Annotated in this window: 16 protein-coding genes; 8 read left to right on the forward strand and 8 right to left on the reverse strand. The window is 71.0% G+C overall.

Annotated features, from left to right (window positions below; genetic code table 11):
* Nucleotides 1–173: 173 nt before the first annotated feature.
* Genes ABZ915_RS47965 through ABZ915_RS47985 form a run of 5 tightly spaced genes read right to left on the reverse strand, consistent with a single transcriptional unit; the run spans nt 174 to nt 5751 of the window.
* Nucleotides 174–1484, reverse strand: coding sequence for a DUF58 domain-containing protein (locus ABZ915_RS47965; protein WP_361817564.1), 1311 nt, complete (start codon nt 1482–1484; stop codon nt 174–176).
* A complete protein-coding gene (locus ABZ915_RS47970) occupies nt 1484–2473 on the reverse strand; it encodes a MoxR family ATPase (protein WP_361817612.1) in 990 nt (329 codons plus the stop codon). Before ABZ915_RS47970 ends, ABZ915_RS47965 begins: the two co-directional genes overlap by 1 nt.
* Nucleotides 2473–3669 (reverse strand): DUF4350 domain-containing protein, encoded by a 1197-nt coding sequence (locus ABZ915_RS47975; RefSeq protein ID WP_361817567.1) that lies wholly within the window; start codon nt 3667–3669, stop codon nt 2473–2475. The genes ABZ915_RS47970 and ABZ915_RS47975 overlap by 1 nt, the downstream gene beginning before the upstream one ends.
* Entirely contained in the window at nt 3666–4373 is a 708-nt protein-coding gene (locus ABZ915_RS47980) for a DUF4129 domain-containing protein (protein WP_361817569.1), read from the reverse strand. The genes ABZ915_RS47975 and ABZ915_RS47980 overlap by 4 nt, the downstream gene beginning before the upstream one ends.
* A 4-nt stretch (nt 4374–4377) precedes the next feature.
* The gene (locus ABZ915_RS47985; protein WP_361817571.1) at nt 4378–5751 is read right to left on the reverse strand and encodes a hypothetical protein; all 1374 of its coding nucleotides are present in this window, start codon (nt 5749–5751) and stop codon (nt 4378–4380) included.
* A 140-nt stretch (nt 5752–5891) separates the two neighbouring features.
* Between ABZ915_RS47985 and mtnA the strand changes: the two genes are divergently transcribed.
* The 7 genes from mtnA to ABZ915_RS48020 all read left to right on the forward strand — a co-directional run bounded on the left by mtnA (nt 5892) and on the right by ABZ915_RS48020 (nt 14577).
* Nucleotides 5892–7013 carry an S-methyl-5-thioribose-1-phosphate isomerase gene (gene mtnA / locus ABZ915_RS47990; protein ID WP_361817574.1) on the forward strand — a complete coding sequence of 374 codons (1122 nt, stop codon included), beginning with the start codon at nt 5892–5894 and terminating at the stop codon, nt 7011–7013.
* Nucleotides 7014–7139: 126 nt separating this feature from the next.
* Entirely contained in the window at nt 7140–7829 is a 690-nt protein-coding gene (gene mtrA / locus ABZ915_RS47995; protein ID WP_016438163.1) for a two-component system response regulator MtrA, read from the forward strand.
* 1 nt (nt 7830) lies between these two features.
* Nucleotides 7831–9912, forward strand: coding sequence for an MtrAB system histidine kinase MtrB (gene mtrB / locus ABZ915_RS48000; protein WP_361817577.1), 2082 nt, complete (start codon nt 7831–7833; stop codon nt 9910–9912).
* Nucleotides 9902–11737: an LpqB family beta-propeller domain-containing protein gene (locus ABZ915_RS48005; RefSeq protein WP_361817580.1), complete on the forward strand. Its 1836-nt coding sequence runs from the start codon at nt 9902–9904 to the stop codon at nt 11735–11737. Before mtrB ends, ABZ915_RS48005 begins: the two co-directional genes overlap by 11 nt.
* An 86-nt stretch (nt 11738–11823) precedes the next feature.
* A complete protein-coding gene (locus ABZ915_RS48010) occupies nt 11824–12624 on the forward strand; it encodes a ComF family protein (RefSeq protein ID WP_361817583.1) in 801 nt (266 codons plus the stop codon).
* Nucleotides 12625–12906: 282 nt separating this feature from the next.
* On the forward strand, nt 12907–13632 hold the full coding sequence (gene raiA, locus ABZ915_RS48015; RefSeq protein WP_361817586.1) for a ribosome-associated translation inhibitor RaiA: 726 nt from the start codon (nt 12907–12909) through the stop codon (nt 13630–13632).
* A gap of 204 nt (nt 13633–13836) precedes the next feature.
* Nucleotides 13837–14577: a response regulator transcription factor gene (locus ABZ915_RS48020; protein WP_361817588.1), complete on the forward strand. Its 741-nt coding sequence runs from the start codon at nt 13837–13839 to the stop codon at nt 14575–14577.
* A gap of 3 nt (nt 14578–14580) precedes the next feature.
* Here ABZ915_RS48020 and ABZ915_RS48025 read toward each other — a convergent pair whose 3' ends face one another.
* Complete coding sequence (locus tag ABZ915_RS48025) at nt 14581–15753, reverse strand: crosslink repair DNA glycosylase YcaQ family protein (RefSeq protein ID WP_361817591.1); 1173 nt, start codon at nt 15751–15753, stop codon at nt 14581–14583.
* Nucleotides 15754–15848: 95 nt separating this feature from the next.
* On the reverse strand, nt 15849–16430 hold the full coding sequence (locus ABZ915_RS48030; RefSeq protein WP_361817594.1) for a GNAT family protein: 582 nt from the start codon (nt 16428–16430) through the stop codon (nt 15849–15851).
* A 253-nt stretch (nt 16431–16683) separates the two neighbouring features.
* Here ABZ915_RS48030 and secA point away from each other — a divergent pair, with 253 nt between their 5' ends.
* Complete coding sequence (secA, locus tag ABZ915_RS48035; protein ID WP_361817597.1) at nt 16684–19500, forward strand: preprotein translocase subunit SecA; 2817 nt, start codon at nt 16684–16686, stop codon at nt 19498–19500.
* A 141-nt stretch (nt 19501–19641) separates the two neighbouring features.
* On the opposite strand, the gene ABZ915_RS48040 is transcribed toward secA, so the two are convergent.
* On the reverse strand, nt 19642–20097 hold the full coding sequence (locus ABZ915_RS48040) for an Rv3235 family protein (RefSeq protein ID WP_361817599.1): 456 nt from the start codon (nt 20095–20097) through the stop codon (nt 19642–19644).

Raw genomic sequence — 20097 nt, forward strand, 5'->3', positions numbered from 1 at the left:
AAGCTAAGCCTCACAGCGCCGATGGTACTGCAGGGGGGACCCTGTGGGAGAGTAGGACACCGCCGAACAAATATTGGGAAAGCCCCCGCACCTCATGGTGCGGGGGCTTTCTGCATTTCTGGGCCGGCGTGCGGGGCCTGGCTCCGGAGGAGGATTCAGAACCGCCCTTCCGGTCAGAGGCGCCCTGCCGCCTTGAGAGCCAAATAGGCATCGGCCAGTGCTGGAGCAAGCTCATCCGGTGTCGCGTCCACAACGGTCACACCATGACGGCGGAGCTGCTCGGCAGTCCGGTGCCGCTCAGCCTGAGCCTGTGCGGCGGCCGCGGCCTCGTACACCGCCTCGGTGCTGCCCCGCGCTGTCGCCATGCGCGCGATGTGCGGGTCGGCCACGGATGCCAGCAGGACGGTGTGGCGCTGGGTGAGCTGCGGAAGAACGGGGAGCAGACCCTGTTCGACCGGTGCCGCGTCCAGGGTGGTGAGCAGGACGATCAGGGAGCGGCGCGGGGCTGTCCGCCGTGCAGTGGCCGTGAGGCCCCGGGCGTCGGTCTCGACGAGTTCGGGTTCGAGTGTCGCCATCGCATTGACGACGGACGGCAACACGTCTCTCGCCGTCCGGCCCTGGACCAGGGCGCGGACCCGGCGGTCGTATGCGAGGAGGTCGACGCGGTCGCCGGCCCGGGAAGCGAGTGCCGCCAGGAGCAGTGCCGCGTCCATGGAGGCGTCCAGGCGAGGTGCGTCGCCGACGCGCCCCGCCGAGGTGCGGCCGGTGTCGAGGACCAGGAGGATGTGCCGGTCCCGTTCCGGACGCCAGGTACGTACCGCGACCGTGGACTGTCGGGCAGTGGCGCGCCAGTCGATGGAACGGGTGTCGTCGCCGGGAACGTACTCGCGCAGACTGTCGAATTCGGTGCCCTCGCCGCGGGTGAGCACGCTGGTGCGGCCGTCGAGTTCACGCAGACGAGCGAGTTTCGACGGGAGGTGCTTGCGGCTGGTGAACGGGGGCAGGACTCGTACCGTCCAGGGAACTCGGTGCGCGCCCTGGCGGGCGAACAGGCCCAGGGGGCCGTACGAGCGGATGGTCACGCGGTCGGCCTGCCGGTCGCCGCGGCGGGTGGGCCTGAGCCGGGTCGTGACTCGTCGGCGTTCGCCCGCCGGCACCGTGAGACGGTGCCGGGAGGCTTCGCCCTCGGTGCCGCGCTGCCAGCTGCTGGGCGGCCAGGCATCCCGCAGTCTGGCTCGGAGCGGGCGCCCGGACGGATTGGTGACGGTGAGCGTGACCTCGGCGGCCTCGCCCAGGCGCACGGAGGTGTCACCCGAGCGGGTCAGGACGAGCCGTCGTACGGGTGCCGCCAACGCGAAGTCGCATGCGCAGGCCACGGCCAGCGGACCGTTGACAGCGAGAATGCCCGTCCAACCGGGTCCCCAGATGCCGACGGGAATCGAGCCGAGGGCTGCGATGAGGGCGGCGCGCCCGGTGAGGGCCATCAGCGGGGGACCGGGACGTGGGCGAGGATCGCGTTGATGACGGAGTCGGCCGTGACGCCCTCCATCTCGGCCTCCGGGCGCAGCTGGACGCGGTGCCGGAGGGTCGGCAGAGCGAGGGCCTTGACGTCGTCGGGGATGACGTAGTCGCGGCCGGTCAGCCATGCCCAGGCGCGTGAGGTGGCCAGGAGGGCGGTCGCTCCGCGCGGTGAGACGCCGAGGGTCAGGGACGGTGACTCGCGCGTGGCACGGCAGATGTCGACCACGTAGCCGGTGATCTCGGGGGAGACCGCCGTCTTGGCGACGGCGGCGCGTGCGGCTTCCAGGTGCGCGGGGCCGGCGACGGGGCGTACGCCGGCGGCGCGCAGGTCGCGTGGGTTGAAGCCCTCGGCGTGGCGGGTGAGGACGTCGATCTCGTCCTGGCGTGAGGGCAGAGGGATCGTCAGTTTGAGGAGGAAGCGGTCCAGTTGGGCCTCGGGGAGGGGGTACGTGCCCTCGTACTCGACCGGGTTCTGAGTGGCGGCGACCAGGAACGGTTCCGGGAGCGGACGGGGCGTGCCGTCGACCGTGACCTGACGTTCCTCCATGGCTTCCAGGAGGGAGGACTGGGTCTTGGGGGGCGTGCGGTTGATCTCGTCGGCGAGCAGCAGGTTGGTGAAGACGGGGCCGGGCTGGAAGGAGAACTCGGCGGTGCGGGTGTCGTAGACGAGGGAGCCGGTGATGTCGCTCGGCATGAGGTCGGGGGTGAACTGGACACGCTTCGTCTCCAGTTCGAGTGCGGAGGCGAGTGCGCGGACGAGCAACGTCTTGGCGACTCCAGGGACTCCTTCAAGCAGTACGTGTCCGCGGCAGAGGAGGGCGACGACGAGGCCGGTCACGGCGGGGTCCTGGCCGACCACGGCTTTGGCGATCTCGGCGCGCAGGGACTCCAGGGAGGCACGGGCGGCGCCTGGGTCCCCGGTGTACCCGGCGTTGTCAGTGGTCGGGTCCATCATGGACGGCGTACCTCTCTTTCGAGGGCGTCGAGTTGGTCGGAGAGTGTGATGAGGGCCGCGTCGTCGCGGGGCGGCGGGCCGAACAGGAGGGCGTGCAGGGACTGTCCGTCGCTGTGGAGGTGGGCGGACAGCGCGGGCAGCAGTGCCTCGGGCGCGTCGGCCTGGGCGACGGGGACGCCGACCAGGGGGGCGAGGCGTGTGCGGGTGGTGGAGCGCAGGGCGGCGGCCGCGCGGTCGCGGGCGTTGGCCTTGCGGTAAAGACGGGCGCGGCCTTCGACGGTTTCGGAGGCGCGGATCGCTACGGGGAGTCGTTCGGCTACGAGGGGGCCGAGCCGGCGTGCCCGCCAGAGGGCGGCGAGGGCGGCGGCGATGAAGAGCTGAAGTGTGCCCCAGAGCCAGCCCGAGGGGAGCAGGTCGAAGAAGCCCTTGCGGTCGCCCGTGCCGGTGGCCGAGGTGTCGGAGAGCGAGGGGAGGTACCAGACCAGATGGGGGCGCGAGCCGAGGAGTTGGAGGGCGAGCGAGGCGTTGCCCTGCTTGTCGAGACGGTCGTTGTAGAGGATGTCGGGGGCGCCGAGGACGACGGTGTCGCCGCCTCCGGAGGCCGCGGGGACGCGGACCAGGGTGGCCAGGCGCTCGCTGGGGTAGCACGAGTCGGCGTCGAGGTGGGTGGTGGTGTAGCGGATGCCGCCCGTCTCGGCGGTGCCCGCGCTCTGGGCGGCGGGCAGGTCGCAGTGGGGTGCGAGTGCCGAGTGGAAACTGGTGGCGGGGTCCGCGGTGACCCCGGGAGCGAGTCGTTCGACGGACGAGCTGCCCGCGGCGACGAGGACGGTGCGGCCACCCGAGTGGGCGGTGGCGGAGCGCAGTCGCGTCTGTTGGCGGTGGGTCAGCAGGTCGGGGACGGCGACCAGGAGAGTGGTGCGCGGGCCGGCCGAGGCGCGGGCCTCGTCGAGCGTGGTGACCACGCGTGTGGAGACGCCCCGGCCGGCCAGGAGCGCGGCGACGGCCCGGCTGCCGTAGGGGTCGGCCGAGCGCGGGTCGAGTTCGCCGTGTTTGACGTCGGAGCGGACGACGGCGATCGCGACGGCGCCGATCAGGAGCAGCACCAGGGCGATGACCACACCTCGCGCGCGGGTCCACACCTGGCGTGCGGTGAGGGAGGCCGAGGTGGAGGGGAGGGCGGCCCCGGCGGTCATCCGGCGCCTCCCTGGCGGGTGTTGCCGGCCGCGCTGGGGACGCTGTTCGCCAGGACCGGGCTGGTGCGGTCCAGGTCGCGGTCGAGTTCGGCGATGCGGTGGTACGACTGCTCGCTCGCCCTGCGCCCGCCGTATGTGACGTCGTCGAACTCGCGGGCGGAGGCGCGCAGCCGGTCCGTGTGCGAGGGCAGGGCGCGGCCGGCTTCGGCGGCGGCTTCGTCGGCCGTCCGGCCGGGACGGACGTCGAGCAGGGCGCGTTCCTCGAGGGAGCGGACGATGGCGCGCATCCGTTCCTGGACTGCCTGGTTCCAGTGGCCCTGGGCGGCGTGTGCCTCGGCGGCCGCGCGGTGCTCGGCGGCGCTGCGGGGCCGGTCGTCGAACAGGGCTGCGGCGGAGGTCGGTTGGCGGCGCGGGGTGCCCAGGCGCCACCACAGGGCGGCCAGGACGGCGACGACGGCCAGGACCACGACGATCAGGCCGAGTCCTCCACCGGGTGTCGCGGCGGAGGCGGCGTTGAGCACCCGGTCGACCCAGTCCCAGAAGGCGTTGAGGGCGCGTTCGAGGAGACTGGGGTCGTTCTCGTGGTACATCCGCTTGGACAGTTCGCGCCGTGCCGCTTCTCGTGCGGGGTCGCGTGGAGTGGTCACCGGCGGCTCGTCGCCGGAGCGCGCCAGTGAGACGAGAATTCCCCCCGTAAGGCTCACCGCATCAGCTCCCCGGGGTCGTGCCGGTGCCGTAGCCCTGGACGCCGGCGGCGCGGGCCAGTTCGAGGTCGAGGGCCTCGCGGCGGATGCGCTGGTCGATGTACAGGAGCACGGTGACGCCCGCCGTGATCGGGAACGTGATCATGGAGCCGATCACCGAGCCGATGCCGCTGATGATGAGGAATGTCCAGCCGAGGTCCCCGCCGGTGCCGTTGAGGAAGTCGGAGACGCTGTTGCCGCTGGCCGCGGCGGCGATCGCGGCGAAGGGGATGGCGATGATCGAGGCGACGATGTTCGCGATGATCGCGGCGAGCAGCTGGATGCCGAAGACCCGCCACCAGGCGCCGCGGACCAGCTTCGCGGAGCGGCTCATCGACTTCACGATGCCCTGCTTCTCCAGCATCAGCGCCGGAGAGGCGAGGGAGAAGCGGACCATGAGCCACAGGGCGACGATGGCGGCACCGAAGATGCCGAGGACGGCGAGTGCGGCGGCGCCGTCCCCGCTGCCGCCGGCGACCGCGACGAGGATGCCGGGCAGCGCGCCTGCGAACGCGATGCCGAAGGCGATGAGCAGCAGCAGGAAGATGAGGCCGAACAGCTTCGGGATCTGTGGCCGGGCGTCGCGCCAGGCTTCACCGGTGGTCACCGACTTGCCGAGTACGGCGCGGCTGGTCACGGCTGTCAGCAGGGCGGTCGCGACGATCGTGCCGAGCAGCGAGATCAGGACGACGACGCCGGAGTTCAGCATGACGTCGCCCATGGCCCGGGTCACTTCGCCGAGGGTGGCGCTGGGGTCGTCGAGGGCCGCGGTGTCGGCGCTGTTGTTGAGGACGAGTCCTTGGAGGAGGACGATGACGACCTCGATGACCACGGCGACGGTCAGCGAGATACCCAGGACCGTGCGCCAGTAGGTGCGCATGGTGGAGACGGCTCCGTCGAGGATCTCCCCCACGCCCAGCGGGCGCAGCGGGATCACACCGGGCTTGGCCGCGGGCGGGGGACCGCCCCAGCCGCCGCCCCAGGCGCCGTATCCGCCGGGACCCCCGTAGCCACCCGGGCCTCCGTATCCGCCGGGCCCTCCGTATCCGCCGGGCCCTCCAGGGCCGCCGCCGGGGTACTGACCGCCCCAGCTCGGGCCGGGGGGTGGCGGCGGTGGTGCCTGGCCTGGGCCGGGACTGCCGGTGGGCGCGGACCATTGGCCGGGTGGCGGCTGCTCCTTGGACCACTTCGAGCCGGAGTCCTGCGTGTCCGCGCCCGGTTGTTCGGCGGGCTGTGCGGGGCCCGGCCGGTCGGCGGGCTCGGCAGGTCGGGACGCGCCGGTTTCCTGCCCGTCGGACGGTGCGGATCCGGGCGAGGCCCAGCCCGGAGTGTCTTTCATCGAAGCTCCTTCACGGTGCCCGTCCGCGGTCGCGGCGGCAGGTTGGCAGCCATCGTGTCATGGGGCGGTCGTCGGCGGACCGGCCGCGGTATGGGCTGCACGCCTTCAATTGTCCGCCGGATACGGGGCAGACTGACGGCATGGCTGATCAGTACGCGCAAGCCCGCGAGGACAACCGGCCGACCGAGAAATCGGCGATCCGATGGGAGGAGCCACCCGAAGGCCCCGTACTGGTCCTTCTCGACCAGACGAGACTGCCGACCGAGGAGGTCGAGCTGGTGTGCACGGACGCGTCGGCGCTGGTCGAGGCGATCCGTTCGCTCGCGGTGCGCGGTGCGCCGCTGCTCGGTATCGCGGGGGCGTACGGTGTCGCGCTCGCCGCCGCGCGGGGCTTCGACGTGGAAGAGGCCGCCGGGACGCTCGAGGGCGCCCGCCCGACCGCGGTGAACCTGTCCGTCGGCGTGCGCAGGGCCCGGTCCGCGTACCGCGCCGCGCTCACCAAGGGCGGGGACGCCAAGCAGGCGGCCGCGGCGGCGCTGGCCGCGGCGCGGGCGCTGCACCGGGAGGACGCCGAGGCCAGTGCTCGTATGGCCGAGCACGGGTTGGCGCTGCTGGACGAGCTGCTGCCCGGGGGCGGGCACCGGATCCTCACCCACTGCAACACCGGATCGCTGGTGTCCGGCGGCGAGGGCACGGCGTTCGCGGTGGTGCTCGCCGCGCACCGGGTGGGGCGGCTGCGGCGCCTGTGGGTGGACGAGACCCGTCCGCTGTTGCAGGGGGCGCGGCTGACGGCGTACGAGGCGGCCCGCAGCGGTATGGGGTACACCTTGCTGACCGACAACGCGGCGGGCTCGCTGTTCGCGGCCGGCGAGGTGGACGCGGTGCTGATAGGGGCGGACCGCATAGCGGCCGACGGTTCGGTGGCGAACAAGGTGGGGAGCTATCCACTCGCGGTGCTGGCGCGGTACCACCATGTGCCGTTCATCGTGGTGGCGCCGGTGACGACGATCGATCCGGAGACACCGGACGGGGCGTCCATCGAGGTCGAGCAGCGACCCGGCTTCGAGGTGACCGAGGTCGTGGCACCGCAGATGCCGGTGACGGGTGCGGGTGGCGGGATTCCGGTGGCTCCCTTGGGGACTCAGGCGTACAACCCGGCGTTCGACGTGACGCCGCCGGAGCTGATCACCGCGATCGTCACCGAGGAGGGCGCCGTCTCACCGGTGACGGCCGAGGCACTCGCGGGGCTGTCCGCCCGGTGAGCCCCGTTCCGTGGGGGTGTTCGCCGGGCCCTTGGGACGAGGGCAGACAGTAGTGGTCCCGTACGACTATCGTCACTGGCCAGTGACGTCGCTCACCAGCGCCCCGGTCACTGTTACGAGAATGGGATGATGTCGTTTATGAAGGGACGAGTCCTTGTCGTCGACGACGACACCGCACTGGCCGAGATGCTCGGCATTGTGCTGCGTGGTGAAGGTTTTGAGCCGTCTTTCGTAGCCGACGGCGACAAGGCGCTGGCAGCATTCCGTGAGTCCAAGCCCGATCTTGTGCTGCTCGATCTGATGCTGCCCGGGCGGGACGGTATCGAGGTGTGCCGCCTGATCAGGGCGGAGTCCGGGGTGCCGATCGTGATGCTCACGGCCAAGAGCGACACCGTCGATGTCGTGGTGGGCCTGGAGTCGGGCGCCGACGACTACATCGTGAAGCCCTTCAAGCCGAAGGAGCTGGTGGCCCGGATCCGGGCGCGGCTGCGGAGGTCGGAGGAGCCCGCGCCGGAGCAGCTGGCCATCGGTGACCTGGTCATCGATGTGGCCGGTCACTCGGTGAAGCGGGAGGGGCAGTCGATCGCCCTGACGCCGCTGGAGTTCGACCTGCTGGTCGCGCTCGCGCGCAAGCCGTGGCAGGTGTTCACGCGTGAGGTGCTGCTGGAGCAGGTGTGGGGCTACCGGCACGCGGCGGACACGCGGCTGGTCAACGTGCATGTGCAGCGGCTGCGTTCCAAGGTCGAGAAGGACCCGGAGCGGCCGGAGATCGTGGTGACCGTCCGTGGTGTGGGTTACAAGGCGGGACCGAGCTGACATGTCAGGTGACAGTGCCGCTTCGGCTCCCGGCCGGTCCGGGGACCGGCCGGGGCGGCCTGTCGGCCGTAAGGCGGCGGGTTCGCGCTGGGGACGCCTCTTCGAGGGCGGGCTGCTGCAGGGCGGGTTCCAGGGGAGCCCGGTCCTCCGGCTGATCATGCGCTGGGTGCGCCGGCCGCTGCTGCCGGTGATGCGGCTGTGGCGCCGCAACATCCAGCTCAAGGTCGTCGCCACGACCCTGCTGATGTCGCTGGGCGTCGTCCTGCTGCTGGGCTTCGTCGTCATCGGCCAGGTGCGCAACGGTCTGCTGGACGCCAAGGTGAAGGCGTCGCAGAGCCAGGCCACCGGCGGTTTCGCGGTGGCCAAGCAGAAGGCCGACGAGGCCGCGGGAGACACCGCCGCCACCGATCAGACCTCGACCGCGGACGGGCGGCCGTCCCAGACGCTCATCCAGTGGATGAGCGACCTCGTCGAGTCGCTGTCCAGTGGCGGCCAGGGCGCCTTCGACGTCGTGACGCTCCCGGCCGGCGACGGGAGCGGCGGCGGGCGCAGTCCGCGCGGCTCCGGGCATGTCGACGCCACGACCAGTGTGCCGGACGACCTGCGTGCCCGGGTCAACGAGAGCACGACGGCGGCTCAGAGCTACACCCGCGTCGTCTACACCAACGGCAGGGAGTCCCAGCCGGCGCTGGTCATCGGCAAGCAGGTCAACGACCCCAACGGTGACCCGTACCAGCTGTACTACCTCTTCCCGCTCACGCAGGAGGAGAAGTCGCTGAGCCTGGTCAAGGGCACGCTGGCGACCGCCGGGCTGTTCGTCGTCGTACTCCTGGGGGCCATCGCGTGGCTGGTGGTGCGGCAGGTGGTCACGCCGGTGCGGATGGCGGCCGGGATCGCCGAGCGGCTGTCCGCGGGCAAGCTCCAGGAGCGGATGAAGGTCACCGGCGAGGACGACATCGCGCGGCTCGGCGAGGCCTTCAACAAGATGGCGCAGAACCTCCAGTTGAAGATCCAGCAGCTGGAGGACCTGTCGCGGATGCAGCGGCGGTTCGTGTCGGACGTGTCGCACGAGCTGCGGACGCCGCTGACGACCGTGCGCATGGCCGCCGACGTCATCCACGAGGCCCGTGAGGACTTCGACCCGGTGACCGCGCGGTCGGCGGAACTGCTCGCCGACCAGCTGGACCGGTTCGAGTCGCTGCTCGCGGACCTGCTGGAGATCAGTCGCTTCGACGCGGGCGCGGCGGCCCTGGAGGCCGAGCCGATAGACCTCAGGGAGGTCGTACGGCGGGTGGTCAGCGGCGCCGAGCCGCTCGCGGAGCGCAAGGGCACGCACATACGTGTCCTCGGCGACCAGCAGCCCGTCGTGGCCGAGGCGGACGCCCGGCGTGTGGAGCGGGTGCTGCGCAACCTCGTGGTCAACGCCGTGGAGCACGGCGAGGGCAGGGACGTCGTCGTCAAGCTGGCGGCGGCGGGCGGCGCGGTCGCGGTCGCGGTGCGGGACTACGGCGTCGGGCTCAAGCCCGGCGAGGCGACCCGCGTCTTCAGCCGCTTCTGGCGCGCGGACCCGGCACGCGCGCGTACCACCGGTGGTACGGGTCTGGGGCTGTCGATCGCCCTGGAGGACGCCCGGCTGCACGGCGGCTGGCTTCAGGCCTGGGGTGAGCCCGGTGGTGGTTCGCAGTTCCGGCTGACGCTGCCGCGGACCGCGGACGAGCCGCTGCGGGGCTCGCCGATACCCCTGGAGCCCAAGGACTCGCGGCGCAACCGGGGGCTCGACGACGCCGGTCTGCCGGGCGGGGGCGACGGCAAGCGTGCCACGGTCCCGGTGCAGCCGACGGGCGGCCAGGCGCCGCCGCTGTCGCCGCGTGATCCGATCGTGCCCCGTCTGGCCACCGTCAGCCCCGCCGCCGACCCGACCGCGCTGCCCGGCAACGGCGCGCGCGTGGTGCCGCGGCCCAACGGTGCCGCGCGGAGGCAGGACGGCACGCCCGCCGCGGGCACGGCGCGCGAGGAGACCGAGGGCCGCGCGAACGCCGTCGAGGACTTGAACGAGCCAGGGGAGGCATTTCGTGGGCGCTGACCACGAGGGGGGCGTGCGTCGGCGGCCGGTGCGCGCGGTGGTGTACGCCGTCTGTGGCGTCGTACTGCTGGCGGGGTGCGCCTCGATGCCCGACAGCGGGGATCTGCGCGACGTCGAGTCCACGCCCCGGCAGGACACCCAGGTGCGGGTCTTCGCGATGCCGCCGGCCGAGGACGCCCAGCCCGGGGAGATCGTGCAGGGCTTTCTGGAGGCGCTGACCAGCGACGATCCGGACTATGACACGGCGCGCAAGTATCTGACCACCGATGCCGCGAAGCAGTGGCGGCCCGAGCGTCTGACCACGGTGCTCGCGGACGGGCCCAGCATCGCGCCCGACCCGCAGCCGGGCGGCCGCGAGGACGCCGACAACGTCTCCTACACGCTGGCCGGGGACAGGGTCGCGACGGTGGACGCGAAACAGGCGTACGCGCCCGCCGGCGGGCCGTACAGCAAGAAGCTGCATCTGACGCGGGACGCCAAGACCAGGCAGTGGCGTATCACCGAGCTGCCGTCGGGCGTCGTCATGGGCAAGTCCGACTTCCAGCGCAACTACAAGTCCGTCGACAAGTACTACTTCGCGTCGAACACCTGGGTGGGGACGAGCGGGCAGCCGGTCGCCGTCGCCGACCCGGTCTTCGTGCGCGAGGGCGTGGACCCGATGACCCAGGTGGTGCGGTCCCTGATCAGTGGGCCCACGAGCTGGCTGTCACCCGTGGTCAGATCCAGCTTCCCCACGGGTGCGGCACTGCGGAAGGGTACCGACTCGCTGACGCCCGACGACCAGAACGTGCTGACGGTGCCGCTGAACGACAAGGCCTCCGGGGTGGGGGTGGCCCAGTGCAACGAGATGGCCACCCAGTTGCTGTTCACCCTGCGGAACCAGACGCCCACGGTGGACGCGGTGGACCTGCGGGGCACCGGGGGCAAGAGGCTGTGCGACCTCAGACAGGACCGGGCCGAGAGCACCGCCTGGGACGCCGCCGCGAAGAGTCCCGAGTACCTGTACTTCCTCGATGGCAAGCACCGGCTGGTACGGATGGTCGGCGGCGGCCCGGGGACCAGTGCCGTGCCGGTGCCGGGCGCGCTGGGCGACAGCGGCAAGGAGCTGCGTTCGGTGGCCGTCTCGCGTGACGAGCGCACCGCGGCCGGGGTCGACATCGGCGGCGGCTCGCTGTACGTCACGTCGCTGACCTCGCAAGGTTCGCTCGGTGACGCCGTGGTCACCAGCCACGGCGCGACCAGGGACGACCGGCTCACCACGCCCAGCTGGGACGCCCGGGGCGACCTGTGGGTGGCCGACCGCAATCCTCACGCTTCGCGGCTGCTCCTGCTGGAGCAGGGCAGGGGAGAGCCGGTCACCGTGCAGACCCCGGAGCTGCCCGGACGCATCAGGGACGTGCGGGTGGCGGCCGACGGGGTCCGGATAGCGCTCGTGGTGGAGAAGGACGGCAAGCAGTCCCTGCTCGTCGGCCGTGTCGAGCGGGACGACAGGTCCACGGGGCACCCGGTGTCGGTCACGGAACTGCGCTCGGTGACACCGGAACTGGAGGAGGTCACCGCCATGTCGTGGGCGGGCGACAGCCGGCTCGTGGTGGCCGGACAGGAGCACGGGGGACTGCTGCAGATGCGGTACGTCCAGGTCGACGGCTCCACGCCGGAGGGCACGGCGCCCGCCACACTCTCGGGCGTGAAGACGATCACGGCGTCCGAGGACGACCGGCTGCCGCTGGTGGCGTACTCGGAGGACGGGATCGTACGGCTGCCGTCCGGGGCTCAGTGGCAGAAGGTGGTCAAGGAAGGGTTCGCGCCGGTCTATCCCGGGTGACGCGATCCGGGGTACCGGGCGGGTTGTCCACAGGGAGTTTTCCACAGGGGTGGCCGACCCGGCCGGGCGTTGGCACAGTGGAGGCCATGCGGGGGTGGTGGCAGGACCTCACCGACCTGGTGCTGCCGGCTGAGTGCGGAGGCTGCGGAAGGCCTCGCACGGTGCTCTGCCAGGAGTGCCGTGCCGCCCTGAGCGGGGCCGTACCGCGCCGGGTGCGACCGGTGCCGGAGCCGCCCGGGCTGCCGGCGGTCCGTGCGGCGGCTCCGTACGGGGACGAGGTGCGGGCGGTTCTCCTCGCCCACAAGGAGCGGGGCGCGCTGACCCTCACGGGTGCTCTCGGGGCGGCTCTGGCGGGTGCGGTGCGGGCGGGGCTGCCGGCCGCCGGGCGGACCGGCGGGCGGGCCGGTGGGCCCGTGCTGCTCGTGCCGGTGCCCTCCGCGCGGCGGGCCGTTCGGGCGCGCGGGCACGATCCGGTGCGGCGGATCGCGCTGGCGGCGGCCGGTGAGCTGCGGCGCGGTGGAACACCGGCCCGGGTGGTGGCGGTACTGCGGCAGCGGCGTGCCGTGGCCGACCAGTCGGGGCTCGACTGGCGTAGGCGGCTGGACAATCTGGCGGGCGCCCTGGAGGTGACGGCGGGCGGTGCCCGGCTGCTCGGCGGGGGCCGGCTCGTGCTCGTCGACGACCTGATCACGACGGGTGCCTCCCTGACGGAGGCGGCGCGTGCCGTACGGGAGGCGCTCGTCCGCGACGGCCGGAGAACGGTCGTGTACGCGCACGCAACTCGGGAAGAGATGGGGGAACGGATGGCTGGATCAACGGGAGGAACGGTGATCCGCGCGGCCGTGATCGCGGCACCGCCGGATTCCTTCGAAAAGAACCGGAACTGACTTCGAACTTGCGTCGTTGCAGGTAGCGAGAAGACCAATTCACCGGAACGGAGGTACGCCGCAGTAGAGGGTGACGACATCCGTCCGGGCGAGATATGTTCGGTTGTGAGGGAAAGGCGCAGGCCATACCCCTCATATTCGAATGCCGTGCTGCGGGTTTCCTGCAATCACCCGCACCGGCTGGGTGGAGATCTTGCCCGCGGGGGAGGAGGAGGTGGACGTCACCGAGTCCGAGGCTCCGGGGCTCACCGGAGCCGGGTGCAAAAGGGAGATGCTCCGCCAGTGATGCGGAGTGATCCGGGAACGGAGTTCTGCGTGGACATCGTCGTCAAGGGCCGCAAGACCGAGGTGCCCGAGCGGTTCCGCAAGCACGTGGCCGAGAAGCTGAAGCTGGACAAGATCCAGAAGCTCGATGCCAAGGTGATCAGCCTCGATGTCGAGGTGTCCAAGGAGCCCAACCCGCGACAGGCCGACCGCTGCGACCGGGTGGAGATCACGCTCCGCTCCCGCGGTCCGGTGATCCGGGCGGAGGCGGCGGCCAACGATCCGTACGCGGCACTCGACCTGGCGGCGGAGAAGCTGGAAGCCCGGCTGCGCAAGCAGCACGACAAGCGGTTCTCGCGCCGCGGCGCGCGTCGGATCTCGGCGGCCGAGGTTCCCGACCACGTCCCGGGCGCGGCGACGCTCAACGGAAACGGCCTCCCCGTCCATGAGGAAGAAGAGGGCGAAGTGCCGACGAAGCGGATCGGCTCGCTGGAGGTGCAGGGCGAAGGCCCCCTCATCGTTCGCGAGAAGACCCACGTGGCCTCCCCGATGACCCTCGACCAGGCTCTCTACGAGATGGAGCTGGTCGGGCACGACTTCTATCTCTTCGTCGACTCCGAGACGAAGGAACCGGCCGTCGTCTACCGGCGGCATGCCTACGACTACGGCGTGATTCACCTCAGCACGGACCCGATGGTCGCCCAGGCGCAGTCCCCCGCGGCAGGCGGCACGCTGGGCGGCTGAATTCTTCCGGCTGACAGTTGAGCGGGTGCCCCTGGAGCGCGTGTGCGCCCCCAGGGGCACCGGTGTGCGGCCATTCGCGCCCCGCTCTGTCACCGCAGTGTCGTCCCGGCATGAAATCATGGCCGCACCGGCCCAACCGGTGGGCCGCTGCCTTGGGTTGGCGATGGCACAGGACCACAGGCCACAGCCTCAGGGGGAGGAACGATGGCGGACAGCTTCGGACCGATGCAGGAGGGGGATGCCGACGGCGTCGGCATGGGCCCGGACGCGGGCGCTCCACGCAAGGAGCCGATCAGAGTCCTGGTCGTGGACGACCATGCCCTGTTCCGCCGTGGCCTGGAGATCGTGCTCGCCGCCGAGGAGGACATCCAGGTCGTCGGGGAGGCGGGGGACGGCGCCGAGGCCGTCGACAAGGCCGCCGACCTGCTGCCCGACATCGTCCTGATGGACGTACGGATGCCCAAGCGCGGCGGGATCGAGGCATGCACCTCCATCAAGGAGGTGGCACCCAGTGCGAAGATCATCATGCTGACGATCAGCGACGAAGAGGCCGATCTCTACGACGCGATCAAGGCGGGCGCGACCGGTTATCTGCTCAAGGAGATTTCCACGGACGAGGTGGCCACCGCCATTCGCGCGGTGGCCGACGGGCAGTCGCAGATCAGCCCCTCCATGGCGTCGAAACTCCTGACCGAGTTCAAGTCGATGATCCAGCGCACCGACGAGCGCCGGCTGGTGCCGGCGCCGCGGCTCACCGACCGGGAGCTGGAGGTGCTCAAGCTGGTAGCCACCGGGATGAACAACCGGGATATCGCCAAGGAGTTGTTCATCTCCGAGAACACCGTGAAGAACCATGTGCGCAACATCCTGGAGAAGCTTCAGCTGCACTCCAGGATGGAGGCGGTGGTCTACGCGATGCGGGAGAAGATCCTCGAGATCCGGTGAGGCTCAGGCGAGGAGGCGGGCGAGTTCCGCGGTGAGAGGCTCGCGGAGCTCGGGGGCGTCCACGCGTTCCACCCGGACGTCCGTGCAGTCCACCCAGCTCGCGGCCTCGACCAGGGCCTGGGCCACGGCCGGGACGGCCTTGGCGCCGTCCAGAGTGACCTGCTTGGCCACCAGGGTGCGGCCCTCGCGGGCCGGATCGACACGGCCGACGAGGTGGCCGCCGGCCAGGACCGGCATGGCGAAGTAGCCGTACACCCGCTTCGGCTTGGGAACGTAGGCCTCCAGACGGTGGGTGAAGCCGAAGATCCGCTCCGTGCGGGCCCGCTCCCAGATCAGGGAGTCGAACGGGGACAGCAGCGTGGTGCGGTGCCGGCCGCGCGGAGGCGTCCGAAGGGCCACCGGGTCGGCCCAGGCCGGCTTGCCCCAGCCCTCGACCGTGACGGGGACCAGGCCCGAGTCCGCTATCACCGCATCGACCTGCTCGCCCTTGAGGCGGTGGTAGTCGGCGATGTCCGCGCGCGTGCCCACGCCGAGGGACTGGCCGGCCAGCCGGACCAGGCGGCGCAGGCATTCGGTGTCGTCCAGCTCGTCGTGCAGCAGCGCTTCCGGGACGGCGCGCTCGGCGAGGTCGTACACGCGCTTCCAGCCGCGGCGCTCCACGCAGACCACCTCGCCGTACATCAGCGCGCGCTCCACGGCGACCTTCGAACCGGACCAGTCCCACCACTCGCTGGTCCGCTTCGCGCCGCCGAGCTCGGTGGCCGTGAGGGGGCCCTCGGTGCGGAGCTGCTTGATGACCTGGTCGTAGGCGCCGTCGGGCAGTTCGTGCGCCCAGTGCGGGCGGTTGCGGTACGCGCGGCGGCGGAAGGCGAAGTGGGGCCACTCCTCGACCGGGAGGATGCAGGCGGCGTGGGACCAGTACTCGAAGGCGTGGGTGTCCTTCCAGTAGGCGTTCTCGACGGTCTTGCGGCCGATGGCGCCCAGCCGGGCGTACGGGACGAGTTCGTGGGAGCGGGCGAGGACCGAGATGGTGTCCAGCTGGACCGCGCCGAGGTGGCGGAGGACGCCCCGGACCCCTCCTCGGCGGTCGGGGCTGCCGAGGAAGCCCTGTGCGCGCAGGGCGATGCGGCGGGCGTCGTCTGCGGAGAGGTCGGTGGCGGGGCGCGGGGTCGTCATGGCTCCGGACGATAGAGGGTGGCACTGACAGTGGGGGCTGAGCCGGGAAATCGGTACCGGCCGGGCGGCACGAGTGCCCGCGGCCGGGCCGGCCGTCAGCCCAGGTGCCCCGGTGCCGGCAGATACGGCGCCGTGGACGGCAGGCCCAGGTCCGACGGGAGCAGGGAGCCCACCCAGCAGTCCCGGCGGACGCCCTTGTTGTTGACCGCGGAGCGCAGGGTGCCCTCGACGGTGAAGCCGACGCGTTCGGCCACCGCGCGGGAGGGTCTGTTGCCGACTTCCGCACGCCATTCCAGCCGGTCGACGGCCAGCGCGGTGAAGGCCCAGCGGGCGGCGGCGAGCGCGGCCTCGGTGACGTAACCGTGTCCGCGGTGCTCCTTGGTGGCCCAGAAGCCGATCTCGCCGACGCCCAGGGCGCGCATCGTGATGCCGAGCATGCCGGCCAGCTGCCCCTCGGGCAGGAAGAGGCCGAACGTGTACATCGAGTCGTGGGCCCAGCCGTCCGGTGCCGCCTGGCCGGTGAAACTCTCCGCGTGCTCCCGCAGGTAGGGAGAGGGGAACTGGGAGATCCAGCGCTGTGTGTCGGGGTCCTGGGCGGCGGCGTACACCGCGTCGGTGTCCTTCGGGTCCACGGTGCGCAGCAGGAGACGATCGGTGGTGAGCGTCACGGGTTCCATCGGGCGATTGTCCTCGGGTGGCGGGTGGGGACGCCATCGTTCATGCCCTGCGTGAGCGCGTGATCACATTTCGCGCAATTCCATGCGACGATGCGGCACTATCCGCGTGACCCGGCCGTTGTCCCCTATGGGAACAGCCCTCGCGCCGCCAGGCCTCCCGGCGTGGCCCGGTCCTCGCATACGATGGCCGTTGCTCAGTACGTCCAATGGAAACCGACCGTCCCAGGCCCGACCGGCAAGGAGACCAGCCCCCGTGTCCGTCCTCTCGAAGATCATGCGTGCAGGCGAAGGCAAGATCCTGCGCAAGCTGCACCGCATCGCGGACCAGGTCAACTCCATCGAAGAGGACTTCGTCGACCTCTCCGACGCCGATCTGCGAGCCCTCACCGAGGAGTACAAGCAGCGGTACGCCGATGGTGAGACTCTGGACGACCTCCTCCCCGAGGCGTTCGCCACCGTGCGGGAGGCCGCCAAGCGCGTCCTCGGTCAGCGGCACTACGACGTGCAGATGATGGGTGGCGCCGCCCTGCACCTCGGGTACGTGGCCGAGATGAAGACCGGTGAGGGCAAGACCCTCGTCGGCACGCTGCCCGCGTATCTGAACGCCCTTTCCGGTGACGGCGTCCACCTGATCACGGTCAACGACTACCTGGCCGAGCGCGACTCCGAGATGATGGGCCGCGTCCACAAGTTCCTGGGCCTGAGCGTCGGCTGCATCCTGGCCAACATGACGCCGGCCCAGCGCCGCGAGCAGTACGAGTGCGACATCACGTACGGCACGAACAACGAGTTCGGCTTCGACTACCTGCGCGACAACATGGCCTGGTCGAAGGACGAGCTCGTCCAGCGCGGCCACAACTTCGCCATCGTCGACGAGGTCGACTCCATCCTCGTCGACGAGGCCCGTACGCCGCTGATCATCTCCGGCCCGGCCGACCAGGCCACCAAGTGGTACGGCGACTTCGCCAAGCTGGTCACGCGCCTGAAGAAGGGCGAAGCCGGCAACCCGCTCAAGGGCATGGAGGAGACCGGCGACTACGACGTCGACGAGAAGAAGCGCACGGTCGCCATCCACGAGGCCGGCGTCTCGAAGGTCGAGGACTGGCTGGGCATCGACAACCTCTACGAGTCGGTGAACACCCCGCTGGTCGGCTACCTGAACAACGCCATCAAGGCCAAGGAGCTCTTCAAGAAGGACAAGGACTACGTCGTCATCGACGGCGAGGTCATGATCGTCGACGAGCACACCGGCCGTATCCTCGCCGGCCGCCGCTACAACGAGGGCATGCACCAGGCGATCGAGGCGAAGGAAGCGGTGGACATCAAGGACGAGAACCAGACGCTCGCCACGATCACCCTGCAGAACTTCTTCCGCCTCTACAACAAGCTGTCCGGCATGACCGGTACGGCGATGACCGAGGCCGCCGAGTTCCACCAGATCTACAAGCTCGGCGTCGTCCCGATCCCGACCAACAAGCCGATGGTCCGCAAGGACCAGTCGGACCTGATCTACCGCACCGAGGTCGCCAAGTTCGAGGCGGTCGTCGACGACATCGCCGAGAAGCACGAGAAGGGCCAGCCGATCCTGGTCGGCACCACCTCGGTCGAGAAGTCCGAGTACCTCTCGCAGCAGCTCAGCAAGCGCGGCATCCAGCACGAGGTGCTGAACGCCAAGCAGCACGACCGTGAGGCGACCATCGTCGCCCAGGCCGGCCGCAAGGGCGCCGTGACCGTGGCCACCAACATGGCCGGCCGTGGCACGGACATCAAGCTCGGCGGCAACCCCGACGACCTCGCCGAGGCGGAGCTGCGCCAGCGCGGCCTCGACCCCGAGGAGCACATCGAGGAGTGGGCGCACGCCCTGCCCGCCGCTCTGGAGAAGGCCGAGCGGGCGGTCAAGACAGAGTTCGAGGAGGTCAAGGACCTCGGCGGGCTCTACGTGCTCGGCACCGAGCGGCACGAGTCGCGCCGGATCGACAACCAGCTGCGCGGTCGTTCCGGCCGTCAGGGCGACCCCGGTGAGTCCCGTTTCTACCTCTCCCTCGGCGACGACCTGATGCGGCTGTTCAAGGCCCAGATGGTCGAGCGCGTGATGTCCATGGCGAACGTGCCGGACGACGTGCCGATCGAGAACAAGATGGTCACGCGCGCGATCGCGTCCGCGCAGTCGCAGGTCGAGCAGCAGAACTTCGAGACCCGTAAGAACGTCCTGAAGTACGACGAGGTGCTCAACCGGCAGCGCGAGGTCATCTACGGCGAGCGGCGCCGTGTCCTGGAGGGCGAGGACCTCCAGGAGCAGGTGCAGCACTTCATGGACGACACGATCGACGCGTACGTCGGTGCGGAGACCGCTGAGGGCTTCCCCGAGGACTGGGACCTGGACCGGCTGTGGGGCGCCTTCAAGCAGCTCTACCCGGTGCGGATCACCGTCGAGGAGCTGGAGGAGGCGGCCGGTGACCGGGCCGGGCTGACCGCCGAGTTCATCTCCGAGTCCATCAAGGACGACATCCGCGAGCAGTACGAGACGCGTGAGGGGCAGCTCGGCTCCGAGATCATGCGTGAGCTGGAGCGCCGGGTCGTGCTGTCGGTCCTGGACCGCAAGTGGCGCGAGCACCTCTACGAGATGGACTACCTCCAGGAGGGCATCGGCCTGCGCGCGATGGCGCAGAAGGACCCGCTGGTCGAGTACCAGCGCGAGGGCTTCGACATGTTCCAGGCCATGATGGAGGGCATCAAGGAGGAGTCCGTCGGCTACCTGTTCAACCTGGAGGTCCAGGTCGAGCAGCAGGTCGAGGAGGTCCCGGTCGAGGACACCAAGCCGTCGATCGAGAAGCAGCCGCAGGACACGGTTCCGGCGCAGGCCGGCGCCCGTCCCGAGATCCGCGCCAAGGGGCTGGACGCCCCGCAGCGACGCGAGCTGCACTTCTCCGCACCGACCGTGGACGGCGAGGGCGGCGTGGTCGAAGGCGACTTCGCCACCGACGAGGAGCCCGTGCGCTCCGAGGCGGACGGCCTCACCCGCGCCGAGCGGCGCAAGCAGGCCAAGACGGGCCGTCGCCGCAAGAAGTGACCGCGAAGGCCGCGAAGGCCGTGAAGCCCGCGGAGGCCACACAGGCGCCTGCGGCGCCTTAGGGCCTGTCGGAAGGGCCGGGAACCCCTCGGGGTGCCCGGCCCTTCGGCGTGCCGCCCCGCAGCCCCTTCGCCCCGTGCTTCAGTCGTCCCGCCCTCGCGGACCGCCCAGTTCCACCGCCGTGCAGCGCCAGCGGAGGTCGGGGCCCTGTTCCAGGCGGAAGGCCAGGGCGCGGAGCTGGTCGCCGGCGCCGATGCGGGCGAAGGCCTCGACGGCACCCGGGCGGGGGACGTAGTAGCCGATGTCGCGGACGACGGGCCGGGTGCCGCGGGTGCGCAGGGTGCCGGTTTCGGCGAGCCGGGCCAGATCGTCGTAGGCGCGGCCGACGGTGTGCCGGAGCATCCAGTGGACGGGGCGCCGGCCGCTCAGCACGGCGAGGAGACGGTCGGCGAAGAGGTCGGTGGGGCGGGGCCGCGGAGACGGCGCCGTGGCGGGGTTGCGGGGCGGGGTGCCGCCGGGGCGGCGGGGGTCGCGGCGGCTCGGGGGACGGGTGCCGGGGCGGTGCTGTGCCGCTGCTCTGGTCATGACCTTGTTCAT

The organism is Streptomyces sp. NPDC046915 (genome assembly GCF_040644935.1).
Taxonomy (GTDB): Bacteria; Actinomycetota; Actinomycetes; order Streptomycetales; family Streptomycetaceae; genus Streptomyces.

Coding starts and splice junctions, on each gene's coding strand:
- ABZ915_RS47965 (WP_361817564.1), bottom strand. CDS start 1,484: ATGGCCCTCACCGGGCGCGCCGCCCTCATCGCAGCCCTCGGCTCGATT.
- ABZ915_RS47970 (WP_361817612.1), bottom strand. CDS start 2,473: ATGGACCCGACCACTGACAACGCCGGGTACACCGGGGACCCAGGCGCC.
- ABZ915_RS47975 (WP_361817567.1), bottom strand. CDS start 3,669: ATGACCGCCGGGGCCGCCCTCCCCTCCACCTCGGCCTCCCTCACCGCA.
- ABZ915_RS47985 (WP_361817571.1), bottom strand. CDS start 5,751: ATGAAAGACACTCCGGGCTGGGCCTCGCCCGGATCCGCACCGTCCGAC.
- mtnA (WP_361817574.1), top strand. CDS start 5,892: ATGGCTGATCAGTACGCGCAAGCCCGCGAGGACAACCGGCCGACCGAG.
- mtrA (WP_016438163.1), top strand. CDS start 7,140: ATGATGTCGTTTATGAAGGGACGAGTCCTTGTCGTCGACGACGACACC.
- mtrB (WP_361817577.1), top strand. CDS start 7,831: ATGTCAGGTGACAGTGCCGCTTCGGCTCCCGGCCGGTCCGGGGACCGG.
- ABZ915_RS48010 (WP_361817583.1), top strand. CDS start 11,824: ATGCGGGGGTGGTGGCAGGACCTCACCGACCTGGTGCTGCCGGCTGAG.
- ABZ915_RS48020 (WP_361817588.1), top strand. CDS start 13,837: ATGGCGGACAGCTTCGGACCGATGCAGGAGGGGGATGCCGACGGCGTC.
- ABZ915_RS48025 (WP_361817591.1), bottom strand. CDS start 15,753: ATGACGACCCCGCGCCCCGCCACCGACCTCTCCGCAGACGACGCCCGC.
- ABZ915_RS48030 (WP_361817594.1), bottom strand. CDS start 16,430: ATGGAACCCGTGACGCTCACCACCGATCGTCTCCTGCTGCGCACCGTG.
- ABZ915_RS48040 (WP_361817599.1), bottom strand. CDS start 20,097: ATGAACAAGGTCATGACCAGAGCAGCGGCACAGCACCGCCCCGGCACC.